Annotated in this window: 20 protein-coding genes; 13 read left to right on the forward strand and 7 right to left on the reverse strand. The window is 70.2% G+C overall.

Annotation, left to right across the window (positions count from 1 at the left end; genetic code table 11):
* The first annotated feature begins 45 nt into the window (after nucleotides 1-45).
* Nucleotides 46-1,539 carry a GTPase HflX gene (gene hflX / locus ACFYWX_RS33200; protein ID WP_389428499.1) on the forward strand — a complete coding sequence of 498 codons (1,494 nt, stop codon included), beginning with the start codon at nucleotides 46-48 and terminating at the stop codon, nucleotides 1,537-1,539.
* Nucleotides 1,540-1,640: 101 nt separating this feature from the next.
* On the opposite strand, the gene ACFYWX_RS33205 is transcribed toward hflX, so the two are convergent.
* On the reverse strand, nucleotides 1,641-2,843 hold the full coding sequence (locus ACFYWX_RS33205; protein WP_389428501.1) for a trypsin-like serine peptidase: 1,203 nt from the start codon (nucleotides 2,841-2,843) through the stop codon (nucleotides 1,641-1,643).
* 184 nt (nucleotides 2,844-3,027) lie between these two features.
* Nucleotides 3,028-4,257 carry a trypsin-like serine peptidase gene (locus ACFYWX_RS33210; RefSeq protein WP_389428503.1) on the reverse strand — a complete coding sequence of 410 codons (1,230 nt, stop codon included), beginning with the start codon at nucleotides 4,255-4,257 and terminating at the stop codon, nucleotides 3,028-3,030.
* A gap of 277 nt (nucleotides 4,258-4,534) precedes the next feature.
* Between ACFYWX_RS33210 and ACFYWX_RS33215 the strand changes: the two genes are divergently transcribed.
* From ACFYWX_RS33215 to ACFYWX_RS33230, 4 genes are all read left to right on the forward strand, one after another.
* Complete coding sequence (locus ACFYWX_RS33215; protein ID WP_389428505.1) at nucleotides 4,535-6,268, forward strand: aminotransferase class III-fold pyridoxal phosphate-dependent enzyme; 1,734 nt, start codon at nucleotides 4,535-4,537, stop codon at nucleotides 6,266-6,268.
* Complete coding sequence (locus ACFYWX_RS33220; RefSeq protein ID WP_389428507.1) at nucleotides 6,265-8,187, forward strand: IucA/IucC family protein; 1,923 nt, start codon at nucleotides 6,265-6,267, stop codon at nucleotides 8,185-8,187. The genes ACFYWX_RS33215 and ACFYWX_RS33220 overlap by 4 nt, the downstream gene beginning before the upstream one ends.
* A 20-nt stretch (nucleotides 8,188-8,207) precedes the next feature.
* Nucleotides 8,208-9,005 carry a GNAT family N-acetyltransferase gene (locus ACFYWX_RS33225; protein ID WP_389428509.1) on the forward strand — a complete coding sequence of 266 codons (798 nt, stop codon included), beginning with the start codon at nucleotides 8,208-8,210 and terminating at the stop codon, nucleotides 9,003-9,005.
* A 181-nt stretch (nucleotides 9,006-9,186) separates the two neighbouring features.
* Nucleotides 9,187-11,217 (forward strand): ATP-dependent DNA helicase, encoded by a 2,031-nt coding sequence (locus ACFYWX_RS33230; RefSeq protein WP_389428511.1) that lies wholly within the window; start codon nucleotides 9,187-9,189, stop codon nucleotides 11,215-11,217.
* A gap of 153 nt (nucleotides 11,218-11,370) precedes the next feature.
* On the opposite strand, the gene lexA is transcribed toward ACFYWX_RS33230, so the two are convergent.
* Nucleotides 11,371-12,150 carry a transcriptional repressor LexA gene (lexA, locus tag ACFYWX_RS33235; RefSeq protein WP_362445790.1) on the reverse strand — a complete coding sequence of 260 codons (780 nt, stop codon included), beginning with the start codon at nucleotides 12,148-12,150 and terminating at the stop codon, nucleotides 11,371-11,373.
* Between the two features lie 582 nt (nucleotides 12,151-12,732).
* On the opposite strand from lexA, the gene nrdR reads away from it, so the two are divergent.
* Nucleotides 12,733-13,290, forward strand: coding sequence for a transcriptional regulator NrdR (nrdR, locus tag ACFYWX_RS33240; RefSeq protein ID WP_389428513.1), 558 nt, complete (start codon nucleotides 12,733-12,735; stop codon nucleotides 13,288-13,290).
* Nucleotides 13,291-13,455: 165 nt separating this feature from the next.
* Nucleotides 13,456-16,350 (forward strand): vitamin B12-dependent ribonucleotide reductase, encoded by a 2,895-nt coding sequence (locus ACFYWX_RS33245; protein WP_389428515.1) that lies wholly within the window; start codon nucleotides 13,456-13,458, stop codon nucleotides 16,348-16,350.
* 87 nt (nucleotides 16,351-16,437) lie between these two features.
* Here ACFYWX_RS33245 and ACFYWX_RS33250 read toward each other — a convergent pair whose 3' ends face one another.
* Nucleotides 16,438-16,971: a TerD family protein gene (locus ACFYWX_RS33250; RefSeq protein WP_389428517.1), complete on the reverse strand. Its 534-nt coding sequence runs from the start codon at nucleotides 16,969-16,971 to the stop codon at nucleotides 16,438-16,440.
* A 156-nt stretch (nucleotides 16,972-17,127) separates the two neighbouring features.
* On the opposite strand from ACFYWX_RS33250, the gene ACFYWX_RS33255 reads away from it, so the two are divergent.
* From ACFYWX_RS33255 to ACFYWX_RS33265, 3 genes are all read left to right on the forward strand, one after another.
* Complete coding sequence (locus ACFYWX_RS33255) at nucleotides 17,128-17,733, forward strand: YdbC family protein (protein WP_389428519.1); 606 nt, start codon at nucleotides 17,128-17,130, stop codon at nucleotides 17,731-17,733.
* A gap of 128 nt (nucleotides 17,734-17,861) precedes the next feature.
* The gene (locus tag ACFYWX_RS33260) at nucleotides 17,862-18,521 is read left to right on the forward strand and encodes a histidine phosphatase family protein (protein WP_389428521.1); all 660 of its coding nucleotides are present in this window, start codon (nucleotides 17,862-17,864) and stop codon (nucleotides 18,519-18,521) included.
* A 12-nt stretch (nucleotides 18,522-18,533) separates the two neighbouring features.
* The gene (locus tag ACFYWX_RS33265; RefSeq protein WP_389428523.1) at nucleotides 18,534-19,439 is read left to right on the forward strand and encodes an ADP-ribosylglycohydrolase family protein; all 906 of its coding nucleotides are present in this window, start codon (nucleotides 18,534-18,536) and stop codon (nucleotides 19,437-19,439) included.
* Nucleotides 19,440-19,537: 98 nt separating this feature from the next.
* Here the strand turns inward: ACFYWX_RS33265 and ACFYWX_RS33270 are convergent, their stop codons facing one another.
* Together ACFYWX_RS33270 and ACFYWX_RS33275 are read right to left on the reverse strand one after the other, a co-directional pair.
* Entirely contained in the window at nucleotides 19,538-19,702 is a 165-nt protein-coding gene (locus tag ACFYWX_RS33270) for a hypothetical protein (RefSeq protein WP_389428525.1), read from the reverse strand.
* 79 nt (nucleotides 19,703-19,781) lie between these two features.
* The gene (locus tag ACFYWX_RS33275; protein ID WP_389428527.1) at nucleotides 19,782-21,329 is read right to left on the reverse strand and encodes an MFS transporter; all 1,548 of its coding nucleotides are present in this window, start codon (nucleotides 21,327-21,329) and stop codon (nucleotides 19,782-19,784) included.
* Nucleotides 21,330-21,516: 187 nt separating this feature from the next.
* Here ACFYWX_RS33275 and ACFYWX_RS33280 point away from each other — a divergent pair, with 187 nt between their 5' ends.
* From ACFYWX_RS33280 to ACFYWX_RS33290, 3 genes are all read left to right on the forward strand, one after another.
* Nucleotides 21,517-22,140: a TetR/AcrR family transcriptional regulator gene (locus tag ACFYWX_RS33280; RefSeq protein ID WP_389428529.1), complete on the forward strand. Its 624-nt coding sequence runs from the start codon at nucleotides 21,517-21,519 to the stop codon at nucleotides 22,138-22,140.
* An 82-nt stretch (nucleotides 22,141-22,222) separates the two neighbouring features.
* On the forward strand, nucleotides 22,223-22,924 hold the full coding sequence (locus ACFYWX_RS33285; RefSeq protein ID WP_389428531.1) for a ribonuclease HII: 702 nt from the start codon (nucleotides 22,223-22,225) through the stop codon (nucleotides 22,922-22,924).
* A 68-nt stretch (nucleotides 22,925-22,992) separates the two neighbouring features.
* Complete coding sequence (locus ACFYWX_RS33290) at nucleotides 22,993-23,634, forward strand: hypothetical protein (RefSeq protein WP_389428533.1); 642 nt, start codon at nucleotides 22,993-22,995, stop codon at nucleotides 23,632-23,634.
* 384 nt (nucleotides 23,635-24,018) lie between these two features.
* Here the strand turns inward: ACFYWX_RS33290 and ACFYWX_RS33295 are convergent, their stop codons facing one another.
* Nucleotides 24,019-24,639 carry a hypothetical protein gene (locus tag ACFYWX_RS33295; protein ID WP_389428535.1) on the reverse strand — a complete coding sequence of 207 codons (621 nt, stop codon included), beginning with the start codon at nucleotides 24,637-24,639 and terminating at the stop codon, nucleotides 24,019-24,021.
* Nucleotides 24,640-24,905 lie beyond the last annotated feature (266 nt).

The raw sequence follows: 24,905 nt of genomic DNA on the forward strand, positions 1-24,905 counted from the left end.
GCACACTGACCGCGGTATCGGTATTCCCATCGACGTAAGGACCCAATGACCTCCTCTTCTTCCCCTTCCCAGGACACCAAGCGCTTCGCGCACGCCTATCCCGAAGGTCTTCGGGCCGATGCCCTGATGGAAGAGGACGTCGCCTGGAGCCACGAGATCGACGGAGAGCGGGACGGCGACCAGTACGACCGCTCCGCGCGCGCGGCCCTGCGCCGCGTCGCGGGTCTCTCCACCGAACTCGAGGACGTCACCGAGGTCGAGTACCGCCAGCTCCGCCTGGAGCGGGTCGTGCTCGTCGGCGTCTGGACCTCGGGGACCGTGCAGGACGCGGACAACTCCCTCGCGGAGCTCGCCGCCCTCGCGGAGACCGCGGGCGCGCTCGTGCTCGACGGCGTGATCCAGCGCCGCGACAAGCCCGACGCGGCCACCTACATCGGCTCCGGCAAGGCCGACGAGCTGCGCGACATCGTCCTCGAAACGGGCGCGGACACCGTCATCTGCGACGGTGAGCTGAGCCCCGGCCAGCTCATCCACCTCGAAGACGTCGTCAAGGTCAAGGTCATCGACCGTACGGCTCTGATCCTCGACATCTTCGCCCAGCACGCCAAGTCCCGAGAGGGCAAGGCGCAGGTCGCGCTCGCGCAGATGCAGTACATGCTGCCGAGGCTGCGCGGCTGGGGTCAGTCGCTGTCCCGGCAGATGGGCGGCGGCAAGGGCGGCGGCCTCGCCACCCGTGGTCCCGGTGAGACCAAGATCGAGACGGACCGGCGTCGGATCCGCGAGAAGATGGCGAAGATGCGCCGGGAGATCGCGGAGATGAAGACCGGCCGCGAGATCAAGCGCCAGGAGCGCAAGCGCCACAAGGTGCCGTCCGTCGCCATCGCGGGCTACACCAACGCCGGCAAGTCCTCGCTGCTCAACCGCCTCACGGGCGCGGGCGTGCTGGTCGAGAACGCCCTGTTCGCGACCCTCGACCCGACCGTGCGCCGGGCCGAGACCCCGAGCGGCCGCCTGTACACGCTGGCCGACACGGTCGGCTTCGTCCGGCACCTGCCGCACCACCTGGTCGAGGCGTTCCGCTCCACCATGGAGGAGGTCGGCGAGTCCGACCTGATCCTGCACGTGGTGGACGGCTCGCACCCGAACCCGGACGAGCAGCTGGCCGCCGTGCGCGAGGTGATCAGGGACGTCGGCGCCACCGACGTAACCGAGATCGTCGTGATCAACAAGGCGGACGCGGCCGACCCGCTGATGCTTCAGCGGCTGCTGCGGATCGAGAAGCGCGCCATCGCTGTCTCGGCCCGCACCGGCCTCGGCATCGACGAGCTGCTGGCGCTCATCGACAATGAGCTGCCCAGGCCGTCGGTCGAGATCGAGGCGCTCGTGCCGTACACGCACGGCAAGCTGGTCGCCCGTGCCCACGACGAGGGCGAGGTGATCTCCGCCGAGCACACCGCGGAGGGCACGCTGCTCAAGGCGCGGGTGCACGAGGAACTGGCGGCGGATCTCGCGCCGTACGTCCCGGCGTCGGCCGTCTGATCTCGGACGGACGCCACATGATGTGAAGGCCCGCCCTCCCTGCGACAGCAGAGGGGGCGGGCCTTCAGCGTGTGCGTGGTGTGCGTGTCAGCGGGTGGGGGTCACTGACCGCCGTACTTCTTGCTCATGTTCTCGTAGAGCGCCTCGGCCTCCGGGCCCAGCTGCGGGCCCGCCAGCCAGGTGTTGTCCGTCGGGCCGATGGAGGTGTTGGAGACCAGCTTGGTCTTGCCGTCCACCACCCGGAACCAGCCGCCGCCGGAGGAACCGCCGGTCATGGTGCAGCCGATGCGGTACATGGTCGGCAGGCTCGTGCTCAGCGACAGCCGGCCCGGCTGGTCGATGCACTTGAACATCTTCAGGCCGTTGTACGGCGGAGCCGCCGGGTAGCCCCAGGCGCCCATCTTGGTGACCTCGGCCGCGGACGGGGCCGAGAAGTCCACGTCCAGCGCCCCGCCGAGCGTCTCCTCCAACGACTTGGACCCCTGCTCCGGCTTCACGTGCAGCACGGCGTAGTCGTACGCGGCACCCGCGCCGCCCGTCTCCGAGCCGCCCTGGATCCACTCGTTCGAGGTCGAGGCCCAGTCGGCCCACCAGTTGCCGTAGGGAGAGATCTGCGAGGCGGTGGCCTTGCCCAGCTGGGCCTCGGACTTGCCGAGGTCGTTGTAGGCCGGGACGAACACGAGGTTGCGGTACCAGCCGCCCTCGCCACCGGCGTGCACACAGTGGCCGGCCGTCCAGACGAGGTTGGACCTGCCCGGGTGGTTCGCGTCCTTGATGACCGTGCCGGAGCAGACCATCGCACCCTCGGGCGAGTCGAAGAAGACCTTGCCGACGGGGGCCGCGTACTCGTGGTACGGCGTCTTCTCCGCCGCGGCCTTCACGGGCTCCGGCTCCGGGTCGCTGACACCCTGGCCGGCCGCCGCGTCCTTCGTCGAGACCGTCTTGTCGGCCTCCTTCGCGGACTTCATCCGGTCGGGCTTCCACAGCCCCTCGATCACCGGGTTGACGAAGTCCTTGGCCTCACTGAGCCACTTGTCCTTGTCCCAGTCCTTCCAGCCGCCGTTCGCCCACTGGTCGACATCGATGCCGTGCTCCTTGAGCTTGCCCGCGATGTCGGCCGGGACCTTGACCTTGCCGTCGGCGGCCTGGGAGGTGGTGGCGCCGGGCTTGCCGGCCGCCTTGTCCTCGTCCCCGCCACCACAGGCGGTGGCGGTGAGCGCCAGGGCCGCGACGAGGCCGCCGGCGACCAGGAGGCTGTGCCGCCGGCCGCGCCGGTGCGCGACGGGCGTACGTATGGAGCGCATGGTGCGAATTCCCCCGTTGAAACGCGTGAATGTCATGTGCTTGTCAGGTGGAGATGACGCCTCCGTGCGGAGACCGCCGGAAGCAACACCCCACTATGCCCGGCGAATTCGGGACGAACGGCGATGGGGCGGTGAAGGTTCCCGTGAGACACGGGTTCCCGTCAGCCGCCCCACCGCCGCCGGATCACTGCTTGGCGAACTTGTCGCTGACCGAGTCGTACACGCCCTTGGCCACGTCACCCAGCCGCGGGCCCGCGAGCCAACCCGCGTCCACCGGGCCGATGGAGGTGTTGGACACCAGCGCAGGCTTTCCGTCCGAGCCCGTGGCGACCCAGCCACCGCCCGACGAACCGCCGGTCATCGAGCAGCCGATGCGATACATCGTCGGGTCGGACGCGGTGAGCGACAGCCGGCCCGGCTTGTCCTGGCACTGGAACATCGTCTCGCCGTCGTACGGCGGAGCCGCCGGGTAACCGGTCGCCGTGATGCTCTTCACCTTCGCCACCGCCGGGGCCTTGAAGTCCACCGGCAGCGCCGAACCGACCGTCTCCTCCAGCGACTTGCCGTTGCCACCCTTCTCCGGCGTCACATGGATGACGGCGTAGTCGTACGAGGCGCCGTCGCCGCCCGTCTGGCCACCCTGCGCGATCCACTGGTCAGAGGTCCGCGTCCAGTCACCCCACCAGACGCCGTAGGGAGCGACCTCCTCCTGCGTGGCGTTCTTCAGCTGCGCGGTGGTCTTCGCCGAGTCGTTGTACGACGGGACGAAGGCGATGTTGCGGTACCAGCCGCCCTTCTTGCCCGCGTGCACACAGTGGCCCGCCGTCCACACGAGGTTGGACTTGCCGGGGTGCGCCGGGTCCTGCACGACCGTCGCCGAGCACACCATCGTGCCCTCGGGGGAGTCGAAGAACACCTTGCCCGCCTCGGGGGTGTTGGCGTGGTACTTGGCCGGTACGGCCTTGGCCTGGACCGGCGCCGGCTCCGGGTCGGTCACGCCCTGGTCGCCGGAGATGTCGCTGTCGTCGACACCCTTGTCCGGGTCCTCGGCCTCACGCATGCGGTCCGGGTCCCACAGACCCTCGATGATCGGGTTGACGTAGTCCTTGGCCTCGCGCAGCCAGTCGTCCTTGTCCCAGTTCTTCCAGGCGCCGTTCTTCCACTTGTCGAGGTCGATCCCGTGCTCTTTGAGCTGGTCCTTGATGTCGTCCGGGATCTTGATCTTCCCGTCACCGGCGCCCGCGGCGGCGGAGGCGGAGGCCTGGCCGTCCGCGCTCGCGTCGTCGCCCGACTCGCAGGCGGTGGCGGTGAGCGCGAGCGCCGACGCGAGGGCGAGGGCGGTCAGCACGGGGGAGGTGCTGCGGCGCGCGTTCCTCCCTCGACGAGCGGTGGACGACGGGCGTATGTAGCGCATGATCTGACTCCCCCTGGGGTGAACCGACTTGGCGCCGGGGCCGTGGGCCGCCGACGGAACTCAGGATGATCTCACGCCGAGTTCATGCCGGCCTCACGACCACCGGGAACGGCAACACACGATATGCGCTCGCTGTGCGGGACTTCCGATGGAACGGCAACGGTTCCGTCACGGCAAGGATCTTGGAACAACCCGTAACCCGGTGAGCCGTCCGGGGTTGTAGCGGTGGGGTGCCTGCTGTCCGGGGCGGGGCGGAGTCGTGGGTGAGGGAGCAGCCGTGGCCGTGACCGAGGGGATCCTGCGACGCCAGTCGGCGCGCGAGTCGGCGGCGCGCACCTATGCGCGAGCCTTGCCGATCGTGCCGGTGCGGGCCCGCGGGCTGACCATCGAGGGCGCGGACGGCCGCCGTTACCTCGACTGCCTCTCCGGCGCGGGAACACTCGCCCTCGGCCACAACCACCCCGTCGTCCTGGAGGCGATCCGCAAGGTCCTCGACTCCGGCGCCCCGCTGGACGTCCTGGACCTGGCGACCCCCGTCGAGGACGCCTTCGTCACCGAGCTGTTCCACACCCTGCCGCCCGGACTCGCGGGGCACGCGCGCGTGCGGTTCTGCGGCCCCGGCGGTACGGACGCGGTGGAGGCCGCCTTCGACCTGGTCCGGGAAGCGACCGGCCGCACCGGCATCCTGGCGTTCACCGGTGCCCACCACGGGACGACGGGCGACGGGGCGTTCGACGCACGCGTGGCGCGTCTGCCGTATCCGCAGGACTACCGCTGCCCGTTCGGCGTCGGCGGCGAGCGGGGGGCCGAACTCGCCGCCCGCTGGACCGAGTCCGTCCTCGACGACCCCGACTCAAACGCCCGCCACCCGGCCGGGATGATCCTCGAACCCGTCCTGGGCGAGGGCGGCGTCGTCCCCGCACCGGACGCCTGGATACGGCGTATGCGACGGCTCACCGCCGACCGGTCCATTCCGCTGATCGCCGACGAGTCCCAGACGGGTGTGGGGCGGACCGGAACGTTCTGGGCGGTGGAGCACAGTGGCGTCACGCCCGACGTGATGGTGCTGTCCAAGGCCATCGGGGGGAGCCTGCCATTGGCCGTGGTGGTGCACCGGGACGACCTCGACGTGCGGCGAACGGGCTCGTCCGCGGGCACGTCCGCGGGCACTTTCCGTGGGAACCAACTGGCCCTGGCCGCGGGTACGGCCACGCTCGCCCACGTCCGCGCCCACCGCCTCGCCGAGCGGGCGGCGACGCTCGGCTCGCGGATGCTCTGCCAACTGCGCGAGCAGGTGCGGGCGTTCCCCTGGGTGGGGGATGTGCGGGGGAGCGGGTTGATGATCGGGGTCGAGCTGGTGGATCCGGATGCCGCGGGCACGACTCGGCCTGCCGGTCTGTCGTCATGCGAGGGCCCGCTTCGATTCGCTGGTTCGTTCCCATCCGGTTCGTTTTCTTCCGGTGATCCGCTTCCGTCCGGTGGCCCGTTTCCATCCCTCGGTCCGGTTGCATCCGCTGGCCCGCTCCTATCCGTCGGTCCGCTTGAATCCGTCGATCCGCTCCCGTCCGTGGGGCCCTTCCCGGCCGTCGGCCAGTTCCCGTCAGCCGGTCCGGTCTCATCCGTGGGTCCGGTCTCATCCGTCGGCCCGCTTCAATCCGCCGACCCGCTTCAGCCCGCGTGCCCGCAACAGCCCACGGGTCCGCCTCACCCCGCCGCGCCCGAACTCGCGGTCGCCGTCCAGGGGGAGTGTCTGCGGCGGGGTCTGATCGTCGACGTCGGCGGTCGGCACGGCAGCGTCGTCCGTCTGCTTCCACCGCTGACGATCACCGACGAGCAGGCGGACGCGGTCCTCGACCGACTCCTCGACGCGCTGGCGGCGGTCCACGGACACCGGGCCGGCCGGCCCGAAACCCGAGCAGACACCCGTACGCCCTCCCCTCGCGGCCGTACCGCGAGGCCACCCCGTTCGTCGCCACACGCACCAAAAGCACTCCCCGAGGAACCGTCTTGAACTTCACCCCCACGCACGACGACCGTTCCCAGACAGCGACTCCGGGTCCCTCCGCCACCCGGAACATGCCCGCCCCGGCTGTCCGGCAGCAGGCGGGAGCCCCGGAGGCGGAGCGACCGCACGGTCCCGTGACCGATCTCCTGGAGCACCTCGACCCGTACACCGCGGCCCAGGCCGCCGCCGTGGAGAACCTGCTGCGCTGCTGGGTCCGCGAGGCCGGCCTGCCCGCCCCCGCCGACGGCACCCTGCGCCTCCCGCTGCCCGCCAGCGGCACGGCCCTGCTCGTCCCCGTCCACTACTGGTCCCCGACCGGCTGGCATCGCTTCGGCCTCCCACAGTTGGCCGACGCACCGACGCAGTCCCCGCCGGCCGACGCGGTGATGGTGGCGGCGCTGCTCGCGCGGGAGACGGCCGGTGAGTCCGACGAGCGGGCCTCCGCGCACGCCGCGGCACCCACCGCCACACCCGCCACCGGCCACGGCCCTGACCTCGTCGCCCGAGTCGCCGACTCCCTCCGCCGTACCGTCACCTTCATCAGCGAGCGCAGGGAGCGCCCCGCCGACGGCCCCGACCTCTTTCTCTCGGCCGAACAGGCACTCCTGCTCGGGCACCCGCTGCACCCGACCCCGAAGAGCCGTGAGGGCCTCTCCGAGGCGGAGGCACGGCTGTACTCGCCCGAGTCGCGCGGCTCCTTCCCCCTGCACTGGCTGTCCGTCGCCCCCTCCGTGCTCGCCACCGACTCGGCCTGGACCGAGCGCGGCCGTCCCGTCCCCGCGGCGCAGCTCACGGCACGACTCGCCGGAGACGGTCTGCCGCCGCTGCCCGACGGCTACGCCGCCCTGCCCCTGCACCCCTGGCAGCTGCGCGAGGTCCGGCAGCGCCCCGACGTGGCGGCCATGCTCGACGCCCGCCTGCTCCGCGACCTCGGCGCGCAGGGTCCTGAGTGGCACCCCACCTCCTCCGTACGTACCGTGCACCGGTCCGGCGCTCCCGCCATGCTCAAGCTGTCCCTGGGCCTGCGCATCACCAACTCCCGCCGGGACAACCTCCGCAAGGAGCTCCACCGCGGCGTCGAGGTGCACCGCCTGCTGCGCGCCGGTCTGTCCGAGCGGTGGCGGGCCGCCCACCCGGGCTTCGACATCGTCCGCGACCCGGCCTGGCTCGCCGTGGACGGACCGGACGGCACCCCCGTGACCGGGCTCGACGTGATGATCCGGCACAACCCGTTCGCCCCGACCGACGACGTCTCCTGCATCGCCGGACTCGTCTCACCGCGGCCCCGGCGACAGGCGGCGGTGCTGCGTTCCCGGCTGGCCGAGATCGTCACGCGCCTCGCCGGCCACACCGGCCGCTCCCGTGGAGCCGTCGCCGCCGAGTGGTTCCTGCGCTACCTGGAGCAGGTCGTGCGCCCTGTGCTCTGGCTGGACGGCGAGGCGGGAATCGCCCTGGAGGCGCACCAGCAGAACACGCTGCTCCTGCTGGATGCCGAAGGGTGGCCCACCGGCGGCCGCTACCGCGACAACCAGGGCTACTACTTCCGCGAGTCCCGGCGCGCGGAGCTGGACGCCCGGCTGCCCGGCATCGGCGAACGCAGCGACACGTTCGTCTCCGACGAGGTCACGGACGAACGCTTCGCGTACTACCTCGCGATCAACAACGTGCTCGGCCTCGTCGGCGCGTTCGGCTCCCAGGGTCTCGCCGACGAACCGCTGCTGCTCGCCGCGTTCCGCCGCTTCCTCGACGCCGCCGCGTCCGGCCCCGACCGGCTGCGCAGCACCCTGCCCGCCCGTCTGCTCGAGTCACCGGTCCTGCGCTGCAAGGCCAATCTGCTGACGCGGCTGCACGGCCTCGACGAACTCGTCGGCCCGGTGGACACACAGTCCGTCTACGTCACCGTCGCCAACCCGCTGCACAGCTGACCCGAACCCGCTCGAGGACCATGCCCCACCCGCCTCCTGAGAGGAGCGCCGCCGTGTCTCCACCGGCCCATTCGGACAGCTCGACCAGTTCGGACGGCTCGAACAGCTCGAACAGCTCGAACAGCTCGATCAGCTCGGACAGTGAGGACACCCTCGACCTTCAGCTGCCCGAGGAGTTCCTCGCGCTCATCGAGGAGGAGCGGACCGGGACCGTCGCCGGACGGTGGCCGAACCGGCTTTCCTACGGCGACCTGCTCGACCGCGTCGAGGAGTGGGGCCCGGCCCTCACCCCCGTGGGGAAGTTTCACCTCGTCCCCGTCAGCGTCGAGCGCGACCTTCCCCTCGTCCACGGGTGGATGAACGACTCCGACGTCGCGGCGTTCTGGGGCATGGCCGGACCCCGGAGCGCGACCGAGGAGCACCTGCGCGCCCAGCTCGCGGGCGACGGACGCAGCGTTCCGTGCCTGGGCCTCCTGGAGGGCACGCCGATGAGCTACTGGGAGATCTACCGCGCCGACCTCGACCCGCTGGCCCGCCACTATCCCGCTCGGCCGCACGACACCGGCCTCCACCTGCTGATCGGCGCCGTCGCCGACCGGGGCCGAGGACTCGGCGGCACCCTGCTCAGGGCCGTCGCCGACCTCGTACTCGACCGGCGGCCCGCCTGCGCCCGGGTCGTCGCGGAGCCGGACCTGCGCAACATCCCCTGCGTCGCCGCGTTCCTCAGCGCCGGTTTCCGGTACGACGCCGAGGTCGACCTGCCCGCCAAGCGGGCCGCCCTGATGGTCCGGGACCGGTCCCTGCGCGATCTGCTGTGACGTCCCGTGCCGATCCGACCGATCAGATACCGCCACGATCACCGCCGCGGTTACCGCCTCCACCACCGCTCGATCACCGCCTCGATCCGATCCCACCCGAGAAGCCCAAGGTCTTGATCCCACTCCTCGCCTCCGCCGTGATCACCCGTTTGTCAGTCCCGGGTCGTAGGGTGGTCGCGCTATGACGAAGCCCTCACTCCCCGAACTCCTGCATGCTGCCGTCACCGCCGTCGGCGGTACGGAGCGCCCCGGCCAGGTGACCATGGCCGAAGCCGTCGCGGAGGCGATCGACGACGGCTCCCACCTGTTGGTGCAGGCCGGCACCGGTACCGGTAAGTCGCTGGGCTATCTGGTGCCCGCGCTCGCGCACGGGGAGCGTGTCGTCGTGGCGACGGCCACGCTCGCCCTCCAGCGCCAGCTCGTGGAGCGGGACCTGCCGCGCACGGTCGACGCGCTGCACCCGCTGCTGCGCCGCCGCCCGGAGTTCGCGATGCTCAAGGGCAGGTCGAACTACCTGTGCCTGCACCGCCTCCACGAGGGCATGCCGCAGGACGAGGAGGAGGGCCTCTTCGACCAGTTCGAGGCGGCCGCGCCCACCAGTAAGCTCGGCCAGGACCTGCTGCGCCTGCGCGGCTGGTCGGACGAGACCGAGTCCGGCGACCGCGACGATCTCACGCCGGGCGTCTCCGACCGGGCCTGGGCCCAGGTGTCGGTCTCCTCACGGGAGTGCCTGGGCGCCACCAAGTGCGCGTACGGCGCCGAGTGCTTCGCCGAGATGGCCCGCGAGCGCGCCAAGCTCGCCGAGGTCGTCGTGACCAACCACGCGCTGCTGGCGATCGACGCCATCGAGGGTGCGCCGGTGCTCCCTCAGCACGAGGTGCTGATCGTCGACGAGGCGCACGAGCTGGTCTCCCGGGTCACCGGCGTCGCCACCGGCGAGCTCACCCCGGGGCAGGTCAACAGGGCTGTGCGCCGCGCCGCGAAGCTCGTCAACGAGAAGGCCGCCGACCAGCTCCAGACCGCCGCCGAAGGCTTCGAACGGCTGATGGAGCTGGCGCTGCCGGGCCGCCTGGAGGAGATCCCGGAGGACCTCGGGTACGCGCTGATGGCACTGCGTGACGCCGCCCGCACCGTCATCTCAGGGATCGGGGCGACCCGAGACAAGTCCGTCCAGGACGAGGACGCCGTCCGTAAGCAGGCGCTGGCCTCCGTGGAGAGCGTGCACGACGTGGCGGAGCGGATCGTGAACGGCTCGGAGTGGGACGTTGTCTGGTACGAGCGCCACGACCGCTTCGGCGCCTCCCTGCGCGTCGCCCCCATGTCCGTGTCGGGTCTGCTCAGGGAGAAGCTCTTCACGGACCGCTCGGTCGTCCTGACCTCCGCGACCCTGAAGCTGGGCGGGGACTTCAACGGCGTCGGAGCCTCCCTGGGCCTCGCCCCCGAGGGCACGGAGGGCGACGACGTCCCGCAGTGGAAGGGCGCCGACGTCGGTTCGCCCTTCGACTACCCCAAGCAGGGCATCCTCTACGTCGCCAAGCACCTGGCGCGCCCCGCCCGTGACGGCGACCGCGCGGACATGCTCGACGAGCTCACCGAGCTGATTCAGGCGGCCGGCGGTCGCACCCTGGGCCTGTTCTCCTCGATGCGCGGTGCCCAGCTCGCCGCGGAGGAGCTGCGCTCCCGGATCCCCGAGTTCCCGATCCTCCTTCAGGGCGAGGAGACCCTCGGTGAGCTGATCAAGAACTTCGCGGCGGACCCGAAGACCTGTCTGTTCGGCACGCTGTCGCTCTGGCAGGGCGTCGATGTCCCCGGCCCCAGCTGCCAGTTGGTCGTCATGGACAAGATCCCGTTCCCGCGTCCCGACGACCCGCTGATGAGCGCCCGACAGAAGGCGGTGGAGGAGGCCGGGGGCAACGGCTTCATGGCCGTCGCCGCCACGCACGCGGCGCTGCTCATGGCCCAGGGCGCCGGCCGCCTCGTACGGGCGTCGGGGGACCGCGGTGTGGTCGCCGTCCTGGACCAGCGGTTGGCCACGGCCCGGTACGGGAGCTACCTGAAGGCCTCGCTGCCCGACTTCTGGTACACCACGGACCGCAACCAGGTCCGCAGGTCGCTTTCGGCGATCGACGCTGCGGCGAAGCTGGCGGAATCGGAATCGGAAGCGGAAGCCGAAACGGAACCCGAAACGGAGAAGCAGGCGGAGGCGGAGTAGAAGGGACGCTCACCGGGGCCCGGCACAGGCCCCCGGTACAGCACAGGCCCCCGGTACAGCACAGGGCCCCGGAATCGGCGCAGGGATCCCGGGGCCCAGTCTGGGGGCGGGTCGGTGAGGCCCGCCCGCCGCTGGTCTCAGACGCGGCTGGTCTCAGACGCGGCGCAGAACGGCCACCACCTTGCCGAGGATGGTCGCGTCGTCACCGGGGATCGGCTCGTAGGCCGAGTTGTGTGGGAGAAGCCAAACATGGCCGTCCTCGCGCTTGAAGCGCTTGACGGTGGCCTCGCCGTCGAGCATCGCGGCCACGATGTCGCCGTTCTCCGCGACCGGCTGGCGGCGCACGGTGACCCAGTCGCCGTCGCAGATCGCGGCCTCGATCATCGAGTCACCGACGACCTTCAGGACGAACAGCTCGCCGTCCCCCACGAGCTGGCGGGGGAGCGGGAAGACGTCCTCGACCGACTCCTCGGCGAGGATCGGGCCACCGGCGGCGATCCGGCCGACGAGCGGGACGTACGACGCGGCCGGCTTGCCCGCGGTGTCCGTGGGCTGCACGGAGGATGCCTGGTCGGAGCCGCGGACCTCGTAGGCGCGCGGGCGGTGCGGGTCGCGGCGCAGGAAGCCCTTGCGTTCCAGCGCCATGAGCTGGTGTGCGACCGAGGAGGTGCTGGACAGGCCGACAGCCTGGCCGATCTCCCGCATCGACGGCGGGTAGCCGCGCCGCTGCACGGAGTCCCTGATGACCTCGATCACCCGGCGTTGCCTGTCGGTGAGTCCCGAGCTGTCCGCCCGGATGCCTGGAGGTCGGCCCGGCAGGGAGCGCTTGTGCCCCTCGGGGTTGGTGGCTTCGTTCATCGCATGCACCGGCTCGAGTCGGCCCTGGGAGCGGTCCTGGGCAGTGATGGTGGCACTGTCTGCGGTGGTGGTCACGTCGGCCCCTCTCGATGGTCTCCCTGCAGCACAACGGTAGTTGCTTTCGAAAGGTTGCGCCAAACACACGTTCGAGTGAAAAAACGCGATTCGCCTGTACTGATCATGTGTCTGGGTGTATGGCTAACGCGATGCCTGGCGGACAAAAGGGCTGATTGTTGTACCCTTCACCGCCGGGTTGTTGAACCTCGTAGGTTGTCGCCCCAGTCTGCCATCCGGCGTCCTGTCGACCGGGGACCGGCCCCGCTCTGTGCGGGAGTCGCACGCCTTCTCCCGGTGGCGCCCACGGTATCTCCGTATGTGTCGAAGCGGTACGGCTGTGTAGCCGCGCATCGCGCGTGTCCGCCGAGCTCGGTGTGACGGTCCGGACCGGCGGCACATGCCGCTACGTGCGGGACACGCGCGCGTAGGGTGAATGTATGAGCCAATCCCCACATGTAGTGGTTGGATTGCGGCAGCAGCCCAGAAGTTGTGGTCCCCCGGGTCTTCCCGCTCCGAGAGATCGCCTATGCTTGAGGCTGCTTCGAGGGGCCCGAGAGGCCTCTGGGGCTATTGAGTCTGCTGTGAGGAGGGTTGGAGTCCATGCACTGCCCCTTCTGCAGGCATCCCGACAGCCGCGTCGTCGACAGCCGTACGACCGACGACGGCACGTCGATCCGCAGGCGCCGCCAATGTCCTGACTGCTCCCGTCGTTTCACGACCGTGGAGACGTGCTCGCTCATGGTGGTGAAGCGGTCCGGAGTCACCGAGCCGTTCAGCCGTACGAAGGTCATCAACGGTGTGCGCAAGGCATGCCAGGGGCGGCCTGTCACCGAGGACGCACTCGCCCAGCTCGGCCAGCGGGTCGAGGAGGCGGTGCGGGCCACCGGAAGCGCCGAGCTGACCACCCACGACGTGGGACTGGCCATACTCGGCCCGTTGCAGGAGCTCGACCTCGTCGCCTATCTGCGATTCGCCTCCGTCTACCGGGCGTTCGACTCGCTCGAGGACTTCGAGGCCGCGATCGCGGAACTCAGGGAACAGCCGGGACGCCTCGCCGCGGACGACGACGACCGCGAGGACGCGGGTGCGGGGAGCCGGGAGGACGACGGAGGGCCCGGGACCGTGCAGGTCCCCGAGCCCGTCCACGCCGCCGACTGACCGACGGGCCGGAACCGGGATCCAGGCTCCGGGTCCGGCCGGGCGGCGGCGATCGAAGACCTGTTGCGGGTGGCAGCGAGAGTGCGCCCGCAACACCAGACAGAACACCGTGTCACGGGAACAACGTGGCACTTCAGGGCGTTTTCGCCCGTACAGGGAGGCGGCATGACAGAGACGGCGAGCGGTCCGGCAAGGGGTACCCGGGCGAAGGGCACCAAAGCCACCAAGGGACTGCGTGTCGAGCGCATCCACACCACCCCCGGCGTGCATCCGTACGACGAGGTGGCCTGGGAGCGCCGTGACGTCGTCATGACCAACTGGCGCGACGGCTCGGTCAACTTCGAGCAGCGTGGCGTCGAGTTCCCCGACTTCTGGTCGGTGAACGCGGTCAACATCGTCACCAGCAAGTACTTCCGCGGTGCCGTCGGCACCCCGCAGCGCGAGGTCGGCCTCAAGCAGCTGATCGACCGCATCGTGAAGACGTACCGGAAGGCCGGCGAGGACCACAAGTACTTCGCCTCGCCCGCCGACGCCGAGATCTTCGAGCACGAACTGGCGTACGCCCTCCTGCACCAGATCTTCAGCTTCAACAGCCCCGTCTGGTTCAACGTCGGCACGCCCCAGCCGCAGCAGGTCTCCGCCTGCTTCATCCTGGCCGTCGACGACTCCATGGAGTCGATCCTCGACTGGTACAAGGAAGAGGGCATGATCTTCAAGGGCGGCTCCGGTGCCGGCCTGAACCTCTCCCGCATCCGCTCCTCCAAGGAACTGCTGTCCTCCGGCGGCAACGCCTCCGGCCCGGTCTCCTTCATGCGGGGCGCCGACGCCTCCGCCGGCACCATCAAGTCCGGCGGCGCCACCCGCCGCGCCGCCAAGATGGTCGTTCTCGACGTGGACCACCCGGACGTCGAGGACTTCATCGCCACCAAGGTGAAGGAAGAGGAGAAGATCCGCGCCCTGCGCGACGCGGGCTTCGACATGGACCTGGGCGGCGACGACATCACGTCCGTCCAGTACCAGAACGCCAACAACAGCGTCCGCGTGAACGACGAGTTCATGACGGCCGTCGAGAACGGCACCGAGTTCGGCCTTCGCGCCCGCATGACCGGCGAGATCATCGAGAAGGTCGACGCCAAGGCGCTGTTCCGCAAGCTCGCCGAGGCCGCGTGGGCCTGCGCCGACCCGGGCATCCAGTACGACGGTGTGATCAACAACTGGCACACCTGCCCCGAGTCCGGCCGGATCACCGCGTCGAACCCGTGCAGCGAGTACATGCACCTGGACAACACGTCCTGCAACCTCGCCTCGCTGAACCTGATGAAGTTCCTGAAGGACGACGCCAAGGGCAACCAGTCCTTCGACGTCGAGCGCTTCGCCAAGGTCGTCGAGCTCGTCATCACCGCGATGGACATCTCCATCTGTTTCGCGGACTTCCCGACCCAGAAGATCGGTGAGAACACCCGCGCGTTCCGCCAGCTCGGCATCGGCTACGCCAACCTCGGCGCCCTGCTGATGGCCACGGGTCACGCCTACGACTCCGACGGCGGCCGCGCCCTCGCCGGCGCCATCACCTCCCTGATGACCGGCACGGCGTACAAGCGCTCCGCCGAACTGGCCGCGGTCGTCGGCCCGTACGACGGCTACGCCCGCAACGCCGACGCCCACAACCGCGTCATGAAGCAGCACTCCGACGCCAACGGCACGGCCGTCCGCATGGACGACCTGGACTCCCCGGTCTGGGCCGCCGCCACGGAGGCCTGGCAGGACGTGGTGCGGCTGGGAGAGAAGAACGGTTTCCGTAACTCCCAGGCGTCCGTCCTCGCCCCGACCGGCACCATCGGCCTCGCGATGTCCTGCGACACCACCGGTGTCGAGCCCGACCTCGCGCTGGTCAAGTTCAAGAAGCTGGTCGGCGGCGGCTCGATGCAGATCGTCAACGGCACCGTCCCGCAGGCCCTGCGCCGCCTGGGTTACCAGGAGGAGCAGATCGAGGCGATCGTCGCCCACATCGCCGACCACGGCAACGTGATCGACGCCCCCGGCCTGAAGCACGAGCACTACGAGGTGTTCGACTGCGCCATGGGCGAGCGCGCCATCTCCCCGATGGGCCACGTCCGCATGATGGCCGCGATCCAGCCGTGGATCTCCGGCGCCATCTCCAAGACGGTCAACATGCCGGAGACGGCGACCGTCGAGGAGGTCGAGGAGATCTACTTCGAGGCCTGGAAGCTCGGCGTCAAGGCGCTCGCCATCTACCGCGACAACTGCAAGGTCGGCCAGCCCCTCTCCGCCAAGACCAAGGAGAAGGAGAAGGCCGAGGTCACGGAGAAGGCCGAGGAGACGATCCGCGCGGCGGTCGAGAAGGTCGTCGAGTACCGCCCGGTCCGCAAGCGCCTCCCCAAGGGCCGTCCCGGCATCACGACGTCCTTCACGGTCGGCGGCGCCGAGGGCTACATGACCGCCAACTCCTACCCGGACGACGGTCTCGGCGAGGTCTTCCTGAAGATGTCCAAGCAGGGCTCGACGCTCGCGGGCATGATGGATGCCTTTTCCATCGCGGTCTCCGTCGGCCTCCAGTACGGGGTGCCGCTGGAGACGTACGTCTCGAAGTTCACCAACATGCGCTTCGAGCCGGCCGGCATGACGGACGACCCGGACGTGCGGATGGCGCAGTCGATCGTCGACTACATCTTCCGCCGCCTGGCGCTCGACTTCCTGCCCTTCGAGACGCGCTCCGCGCTCGGCATCCACTCCGCCGAGGAGCGTCAGCGCCACCTGGAGACGGGTTCGTACGAGCCCGCCGAGGAAGACGTGGATGTCGAGGGCCTGGCCCAGTCGGCGCCCCGCGCCCAGGAACTGAAGGCGGTCGTCACGCCGAAGGCCGAGGTCGAGGTGGCCAAGCCCGCCCCGCAGCAGGCCCACACCAGCGCCGAGCTGGTCGAGATGCAGCTGGGCATCCAGGCCGACGCCCCGCTGTGCTTCTCCTGCGGTACGAAGATGCAGCGGGCCGGTTCCTGCTACATCTGCGAGGGTTGCGGCTCGACCAGCGGCTGCAGCTGATCACCTGACCCGGTGAGGGCGGTCGGGCCGGTCTTCGGCTCCACCGCCCTCAACGTTTTTCTCGTCAGGCTGCCCCGAGGGGGGCTGTCAGGACCGTCGCGCCCGTCCCATGATGTTCGTGAAGTCGGCCGGGTCGTCCTCGTAGCCGTGGACCCCCGCGTGGAAGGACCACTCGCCGGACTCGTCGCGCACGAACTCCGCGATCGTCGCGGCCGTGGCCCCCAGAGCGCCGCCGAAGTCGTCCTCGGCCAGGACTGTGTAACCCTCACGGATCCGGATGGCCGGGTTGATCACGTCGACGAACGCCCGCCGCCCGGAACGCTGCTGTATGACGACACCGACCACCACGCGCGCGTACCGGGCGTCGAGCCGGTCGAGTTCGACGGTCATGACCTCGTCCCAGCCGAAGCCCTTGCCGTCCTTGCTGTCACGGTTGAGGTTGATGGTGCCGTCGGGGGAGCGGCTGTCGAAGTGCACCACGTAGGCCGGGTCCCCGTAGGGGTCGCCCGCCAGGTAGGGCGCGGCGACGACGTCCAGGTCCGTGGCCGGCTGCCCCGCCGGACTCGGATCCCACTTCAGTGAGATCTCGACCTTGCTGATCCCCTTGCTGATCCCGCTCACCAGGCCTCCCCTTACCCGTCTCCCCGTTCGCCCCGGCCCGAACTGCCGGACCGTCAAGGCCGGTTGTCCATCCTGCCATGCGTACGCGTGCGTTCGCGGGCTCACTCTCCGCCGGATAGTGACCAGCGCCACGCCCGCTGGCCTTACGATGGCGCCGTGCTGGTCAAGTGGATTCGCTGCACCGTGGTGGACCGCCGCGGCTTCGAGCGGGGGCAGCGAAAGTGGGCGGGGCTTCCGGGGGAGCCGGGTTTTCGGGGGCAGGGCGGGGGCTGGAGCAGGGGGCGGCCCTCCGTGGCGCATGTCTTCGCGTTCTGGGAGAGCCGTGCCTTCTACGACTCCTTCATGGCCCGCTCCCACGACCGACTGGCCGCGGCCCAGTCGGGCACCTTCAAGGACGCCCAGGTCAGGCTGTTCGACTACCGCTTCGACGTGAAGACCGGCTTCGAGCCGCGCTTCACGGACGCCGACCTGCTGCGGGCGGCCCTGTGCCGCGTCCACGAGGAGCGCGCCGAGCACTTCACCCTGATGCAGGAGAAGGTCTGGAACCCGGCGATGGCCGGCTCGCCCGGCATGATCCGCGGGCTGTTCGCCGAGGCGCCGGGGCACGAGTTCCTGGTGCTGTCGATGTGGCGCTCCGAGGCCGAGCACGGCAAGTACCGTACCGAGCGGGTGGAACGGCTCGCCCTGCGTGCCCAGACGGAGGCGGACATCGCCTCCCTCACGGGCGACATCGTGGAACTGGAGCCGACCTGGACGGTTTGACATCCGGACTTTCCGGCAGCCCTTTTCGTGCGTCCCGATGTGACCCACGGTGCAGGAACTGTGTGACCTACGCCGTATGGAGGCCGTACGAGTGCTCTATGACCCGTCCACCGATCTAGGGTTCTGGCATGGCACGACCACGGCGCATCGTCCTTGTCCGGCACGGGGAGTCAACGGGCAATGTTGATGACACCGTCTACGAGCGTGAACCCGACCATGCCCTGGCGCTGACCGCGAGGGGCCGGCGGCAGGCCGAGGAGACCGGCAAGGAGTTGCGGGAGCTGTTCGGCCGCGAGCGCGTCAGCGTGTACGTCTCCCCGTACCGCCGTACGCACGAGACTCTCCGCGCCTTCCACCTCGACCCCGGCCTCATACGCGTGCGCGAGGAACCGCGGCTGCGCGAGCAGGACTGGGGGAACTGGCAGGACCGCGACGACGTGCGGCTGCAGAAGGCCTACCGGGACGCCTACGGGCACTTCTTCTACCGCTTCGCCCAGGGGGAGAGCGGGGCCGACGTGTACGACCGGGTCGGCAACTTCCTGGAGAGCCTGTTCCGCAGCTTCGAGGACCCCGACCACCCGCCGAACGTGCTCCTGGTGACCCACGGCCTGGCCATGCGGCTGTTCTGCATGCGCTGGTTCCACTGGACGGTCGCCGAGTTCGAGTCGCTGGCCAACCCGGGGAACGCCGAGATGCGGATGCTCGTTCTGGGGGAGGACGGCAAGTACACGCTGAACCGGCCGTTCGCACGCTGGCGAGATCCGGAGCCCTATGGGATCACCGGATAGAGTGGCAGGGCGATGACCGCTGACTCCTCACCCGACGGGCGCCTGGACCGCGCCCTCGCAGCGCTGCGCGGACTGGCGGTGGGGGACGCGCTGGGCTCACAGTTCTTCGTTCCCGCGAACCATCCGCTGCTGAAGCGCCGAGAGCTGCCGCCCGCCCCCTGGCAGTGGACGGACGACACGGAGATGGCGGCTTCCGTGGTCGCGATCCTGGCCACCCACCACCGCATCGACCAGGACGCACTGGCCCGCTCCTTCGCCGAGCGCCACGACTTCGACCGCGGGTACGGCCCCGCCGTCAACCGGCTGCTGCGGCTGGTCCGGGAGGGCGGCGACTGGCGCGAACTGTCCGCCGCGCTCTTCAACGGCCAGGGATCCTGGGGCAACGGCGCCGCCATGCGGATCGCGCCCCTGGGAGCCTGGTACGCGGACGACCCGGAGCAGGCGACGCACCAGGCGGAGATCTCGGCCTACCCCACGCACCAGCACCGCGAGGGCGTGGTCGGCGCCATGGCCGTCGCCGCTGCCGCCTCCCTGGCCGCAGCCCCCGGCGGCCCGCCCAGCGCAGGGGCACTGCTCGACGGCGTGATCGCGCTCGTCCCGAAGAGCGCCGTCGGCGCGGGCCTGCGGCGCGCCCGCGACATGCTGGACTACGACGACGCCTCCACCGTGGCGGCCGTGCTCGGCTGCGGACGGCGTACGACCGCCCACGACACCGTGCCCTTCGCCCTCTGGTCGGCCGCGCGAGCCCTCGGTGACTACGAGAAGGCGTTCTGGACGACCGCGCAGGTCGGCGGGGACGTGGACACGACCTGCGCCATCGTGGGCGGGGTGCTCGCCGCGGGGAAGGCGGGGGCGCCGCCCGCCGCGTGGGTGGAGCAGACGGAGACGCTGCCGGACTGGGCGCCGGGGCCCGTCTGACGCGGACTGGCCTCCTCGGGAAACTCTCCGTGCTCGGCGGGAACTCTGCGTGACCACTGGCTCGTTGTCCTGGCAACCGCTGTGTGACGAGTCAGTGCTCACGGGCGGGTGGCGGGTGTGAGCGGGCCGGGGGTGGCGATGCGTTTCTGGATGGTGTTCGCCGTGTCGGCGACGGTGTGGGTGATGTGGCCGAGCGTGAGGCTCGGGATGTGGAGCGCGTGGGGCGGCCGGTGGGGTCGGTGGCCGTCCCTCTGGACGCGCACGGGCCGGCCCGGCCGCCGTGGACGCACCCCCGTGGCGCCCTTCGGCGAGCCCTTTGGGCCGGCCCGCGGTGCTCTCCCGTCAGCCGGCCATCGGACCCGCCGTTCCGGAGAGGGCTTCCAGGTCGCTCTTGCGGACCCGGAGCACCAGCCAGGCGGTGACCAGAGCCAGCGCGGCCATCGCGGCGGCGGGCACGAAGGCAGTCGAGATGCCATGGGCGAGCACCTCGTGCCCCCAGGGCGCGGGCAGTTGCCGCGTCTGGGCGAACTCCGCCTTCTGCTCCGCAGAGCCGTGCGCGAGGAAGTCAGGAATCTGCTTCTCCGCCTCGTTCTTGTTGGCCGTGCCGAACACCGTCGTCAGGATGGACAGCCCGAGCGAACCACCCACCTGCTGCGTGGCGTTGAGCAGTCCGGACGCGGCGCCCGCGTCCTGCTGGGCGACCCCGGAGACAGCGGTGACCGTCACGGTCACGAAGTTCAGGCCCATGCCGAAGCCGAACACCAGCATCGGACCGAGCACCCCACCGGCGTACGAGCTGTCCGGGCTGATCAAGGTCTGCCAGGTGAGCCCGACCACCACGAGCGCGGAACCCGCGAGCAGGAACGGCTTGGGGCCCAGCACCGGCAGGAACCGCTGCGACAGACCCGCTCCCACCGCGATCGCGACCGTGACGGGAAGGAAGGCGACGCCCGCCTTGATGGGGCTGTATCCCAGCACGTTCTGCACGAACAGCACGATGTAGAAGAACATCCCGAACATCGCCGCAGCCAGGCTCAGCATGATCACGTAGGTGCCCGAGCGGTTGCGGTCGGCGAACATCCTCAGCGGCGTGATCGGCTCCTTGGCCCGCATCTCGGTGAACACGAAGGCCACCAGCAGCACCACCGCGACCCCGAAGGACCCGAGGGCCAGAGTGTCACGCCAGCCTTCCTCCGCCGCGCGGATGAAGCCGTACACCAGGGACGCCATGCCCAGCGTCGAGGTCAGCGCGCCGGCGATGTCGAAGCGGCCGGGATGCCGCTGGGACTCGTTGATGTAGAGCGGTGCGAGCGCGGCGATCAGTACGCCGATGGGCACGTTGACGAACAGCACCCAGCGCCAGTCGAGCCACTCGGTGAGCATGCCGCCCGCCAGCAGTCCGATGGCTCCGCCGCCCGCCGAGACGGCGGCGAAGACGCCGAACGCCCGGTTGCGTTCCGGGCCTTCGGGAAACGTGGTGGTGATGAGCGCCAGGGAGGTGGGCGAGGCTATCGCGCCTCCCACGCCCTGCAGGGCGCGCGCCGCCAGCAACTGCCAGGGTTCCTGGGCGAGTCCGCCGAGCAGCGAGGCGAAGGTGAACAGCAGGATGCCCGCCATGAACACCCGCCGGCGGCCGAGGATGTCCCCCGCCCGGGCGCCGAGCAGCAGCAGGCCGCCGAAGGTGAGCGTGTAGGCGCTGACGACCCACGTGAGGTCGGTGGTGCTGAATCGCAGTGCCTCTTGAATGTGCGGCAGAGCGATGTTCACAATCGTCGCGTCCAGGACCACCATGAGCTGGCAGGCGGCGATGACGGTGAGAGCGATGCCGGGGTGCCCCTCCCTGCGGGCCGCACCTGGCTTTTGATTTTTGATCAACTGAGAGGTTGTCACTATGGGTCCCCCATAAGTGCGTTAGTGAACGCCCGCGTTCACTGTCGCGTCAACGGTAGTGACTCCCCAGTAGTGAACGCAAGCGTTCACTCACGTCGCCCTCGTGGCGCATGTCCCCTTGCGCTGCCGTGCGGCGCCTCCCCGATCCCCGCAATACCCGCTCCCTCTGCTTGCTGGAGACGCTCAGATGGTTACTTCACGCTGGACGGCCGCCCCCGCTCGGGCGGCCTCCCCCCGCCGGCGTGGCGCCGTGCTCGAACGTGCGATTCTCGACGCCGCACTCGAGCAGCTCAGTACGGTCGGCTGGAACGGCCTGACGATGGAGGGTGTCGCCGCCGGCGCCCAGACCGGCAAGGCCGCCGTCTATCGGCGGTGGCCGTCCAAGGAGGACCTCGTCGCGGACGCGTTGGAGGCCGGACTGCCGCGCCTGGATGCGGCGCCCGATCTCGGTGGCGTCCGTGCGGACCTGTTGGAGCTGTGCCGTCAGGCGCGCGACGCGATGTTCTCGCGCCCTGGCTTCGCGCTGCGATCAGTCATTCACGAATGCGATCCCCGTCAGGCGGAGCGGTTTCACAACGTGATCTTCGGAGGGGTGGTGGAGCCCACCATCAGGCTTCTCCGCGAGGTCATCAGCCGTGGAATCCAGCGGGGAGAAGTGCGATCCGATGCGGTGAACGGCTATGTCTGCGACGCCATCCCGGCCATGATGATGTATCGATCCAAGATTTCTGCCTGCGAATGGAACGACCAGGATCTCGCAGAGATGATCGACCAGTTGATGCTGCCGCTGCTGCGCCCCGACCGGGCCTGAGTGGAGTCGGCGAAGGCCCCTGCGGCTGCTTGGGGAAGCCGGGTGTCGCGCGGGGTTCCCGGCGGCGTACGCTAAGGGCGCCATGCCGTACGAACCACCTACCCACACCGTCGAGCGCTCCCTCCGAGCCACGACCGGAGCGAAGATCATTGCCGGTGTCGACGAGGTGGGGCGCGGTGCGTGGGCCGGTCCCGTCAGCGTCTGCGCGGCGGTCACCGGACTGCGCCGGCCCCCCGAAGGTCTCACCGACTCCAAACTGCTCACCGTGAAACGGCGCACCACGCTCGCTGTGGAACTGCAGAAGTGGGTGACGTCGTACGCCCTGGGTCACGCCTCCCCGGAGGAGATCGACAGCCTGGGGATGACGGCGGCGCTGCGGCTCGCCGCGGTGCGCGCACTGGATGCCCTGCCGGTCCGCCCCGACGCGGTGATCCTCGACGGCAAGCACGACTATCTCGGTGTCCCCTGGAAGGTCCGTACGGTCATCAAAGGGGACCGGTCGTGCGTGGCGGTCGCGGCGGCCTCGGTGATCGCCAAGGTTCAGCGCGACAAAATGATGGCCGAACTGGGTATCGACCATGCAGACTTCGGTTTTGCGGACAACGCCGGGTATCCGTCGCCCGTGCACAAGGCCGCACTGGAGACACGGGGCCCCACCCCGTACCACCGGTTGTCGTGGGCGTATCTTGATGCGCTGCCCCAGTGGCGGCATCTCAAGAAGGCCCGCACCTGGGCGGACGGAAGCGTTCCGGAGATCGAGGGTCAGCTCGGCTTCGATTTCTGACGATTCCGCTCGCACTGATGTGCCACCCGCTGATGCGAGCCGCACTAATGTTTGATAAATAACAGCCCATGCCTCTCATTCCCGAGGAGCCTCAGATTCACGAGAGTGCCCAGGGTCCCCGCGCCACTCCGGCCAGTGGCCGTACCGCGCCGACCCCTCGCCCCGTACCCGGCCCCCGCCCCGCGGCTCCGCCGCGCCCCGGTCGTCCGGGCCCTGTGCGGCCCGCGCCGCCGGTGCAACGTGCGCCGCGCGACGGGGTCGCCGCCCAGCCCGAGTCTTCGGGCCCGGCCGCTCCGGCCGCTTCCGCTCAGACCCCTGCGACCCCGCAGGTCCAGCTGATCCCCGCCTCGGCCGAGGGTGCCCTCGACGCCGCGGAGGAGGCAGTGGACCTGCTCCTCGACTCGGGTCGTGCCCCCGATGAAGTGCTGGTGATCACCACCGGCGAGCAGCACCCGTGGGCCACCCACGAGCTGTCCTTCGGTGAAACCTCCTACTGGGCCCAGCACGACGCCCGCGACGACGTGTTCTACGCCGATGCCGCGGTCGTTGGACGGGCCACTTCCCGCCCCGTGGTCGTCGTCGCCCTCAACGGCGACTCCGACGCGGTGGCCGCCGCCGTTCTGCCCCTGGCCCTCGGCCGGGCCGGCACCCTGCTGATCGTCTGCGGTGACCCGCAGCGGATCAACGCGGTGCTGGGCGCCGGCGTCTGAGCCGGTTCCGGTGGGCCCGGGCGCGGGGGTGCCCGGGGTGACGGGGTGCCGCCGTGGGGGGTTTCTGCACGGCGGTGCTTTGGCATGCGCGGACGGCGGGGGGCGTAGGCGGGGACGTGTTCGGCGTGCAGCGGGCCGCCCGGCCTGAGCGCACGCCGGGGCGAGTCCGCGGCACGCCCGCGACATCGCCGTGCGCGCGTGCGGCGGGTCTCAAAGGTGGTCGTGCGCTTGGTTCTGCGCGGTCGGGCAGGCGGGCGGTAGGGCAGGCGGGACGTGGCGGGAACGCGTGCCGTACGCAAGTCGGTCGTGCCGTACACAAGTCGGTCGTGCCGTCGGTCGTCGGCTGCCGAGGCTCGGAGCGCTGGTGAGACTCCGGTCGTCCTCTCAGCGGGCGGCCGCGCGGCGGAGCACCTCGGAAGCGGCACCGCCGGTGCGGGGCAGTGGCGGCGGTGCCTCGGATATCCCAAAGGGCTCCGGCGAGGAGTCCGCACTGGGGCGACGGCCGCCACGGCCCTCGCCGAGGACCTGCCAGCCGTCACTGGTCAGCGTGATGTACGCCCCGCAACGCAGCCCGTGCAGCGTGCACGCGTCACGCAGGCCCCACATCCATGCGCCGTCCTCCTCCGTCCAGCGCTGGTCGCCGTCACGGCAGTAGAGCAGCACGGCGGTGCGCGCCGGGGTGCGGCGCCGCAGGTCGTGCGGAATGACCCGGCGCAGCTGGGCCAGCAGTGCGTTGCGGAACATCCAGCCGTCCGCCGGGGCCGAGCGCCGGATGAACGAGGCGCTCGCCCGGACCCGTTCGTCTTGGTCGAGCACGGCCACGATCGCCGTCGCCGGCTTGGGGTGATGCCGCGAGTGCAGCCCGCTGACGACTTCCCGGGGGTTGCGCAGCAGCGGGATGCCCGCGGCGGCCCACTCCGCGGGCTCGAGCAAGCGGCTGGCGGAAGCGGCGGACGCGGACGTAGACAACGAGGCCGCCGAGGACGGCGCGAATCCGAAGGTCACGTTCCTCCCTTCGGCTACGGCCCACACAGCGGGCAGGTCAGATTCGGGGGAGCGCACACCGCAGCAGAGCCCTACGTCATCAACGGACGGGCCTCGCGGGGAGCGGACTTCAATTCTTCCTGTCGAACTGGGATGCGGCAACGAGCAATTGGGGCCACCGACGGTTATGCGGTGGTGCGTGACTTATATCCCTACCCCGTGGTCAACCGGGCGACGCGTGGGGCTCGACCGGGCGACACGTAGGCCGGCAGTGGACGGTGGGTGCG

Origin of the sequence: Streptomyces sp. NPDC002888 (genome assembly GCF_042888465.1) — a bacterium.
Lineage (GTDB): Bacteria > Actinomycetota > Actinomycetes > Streptomycetales > Streptomycetaceae > Streptomyces.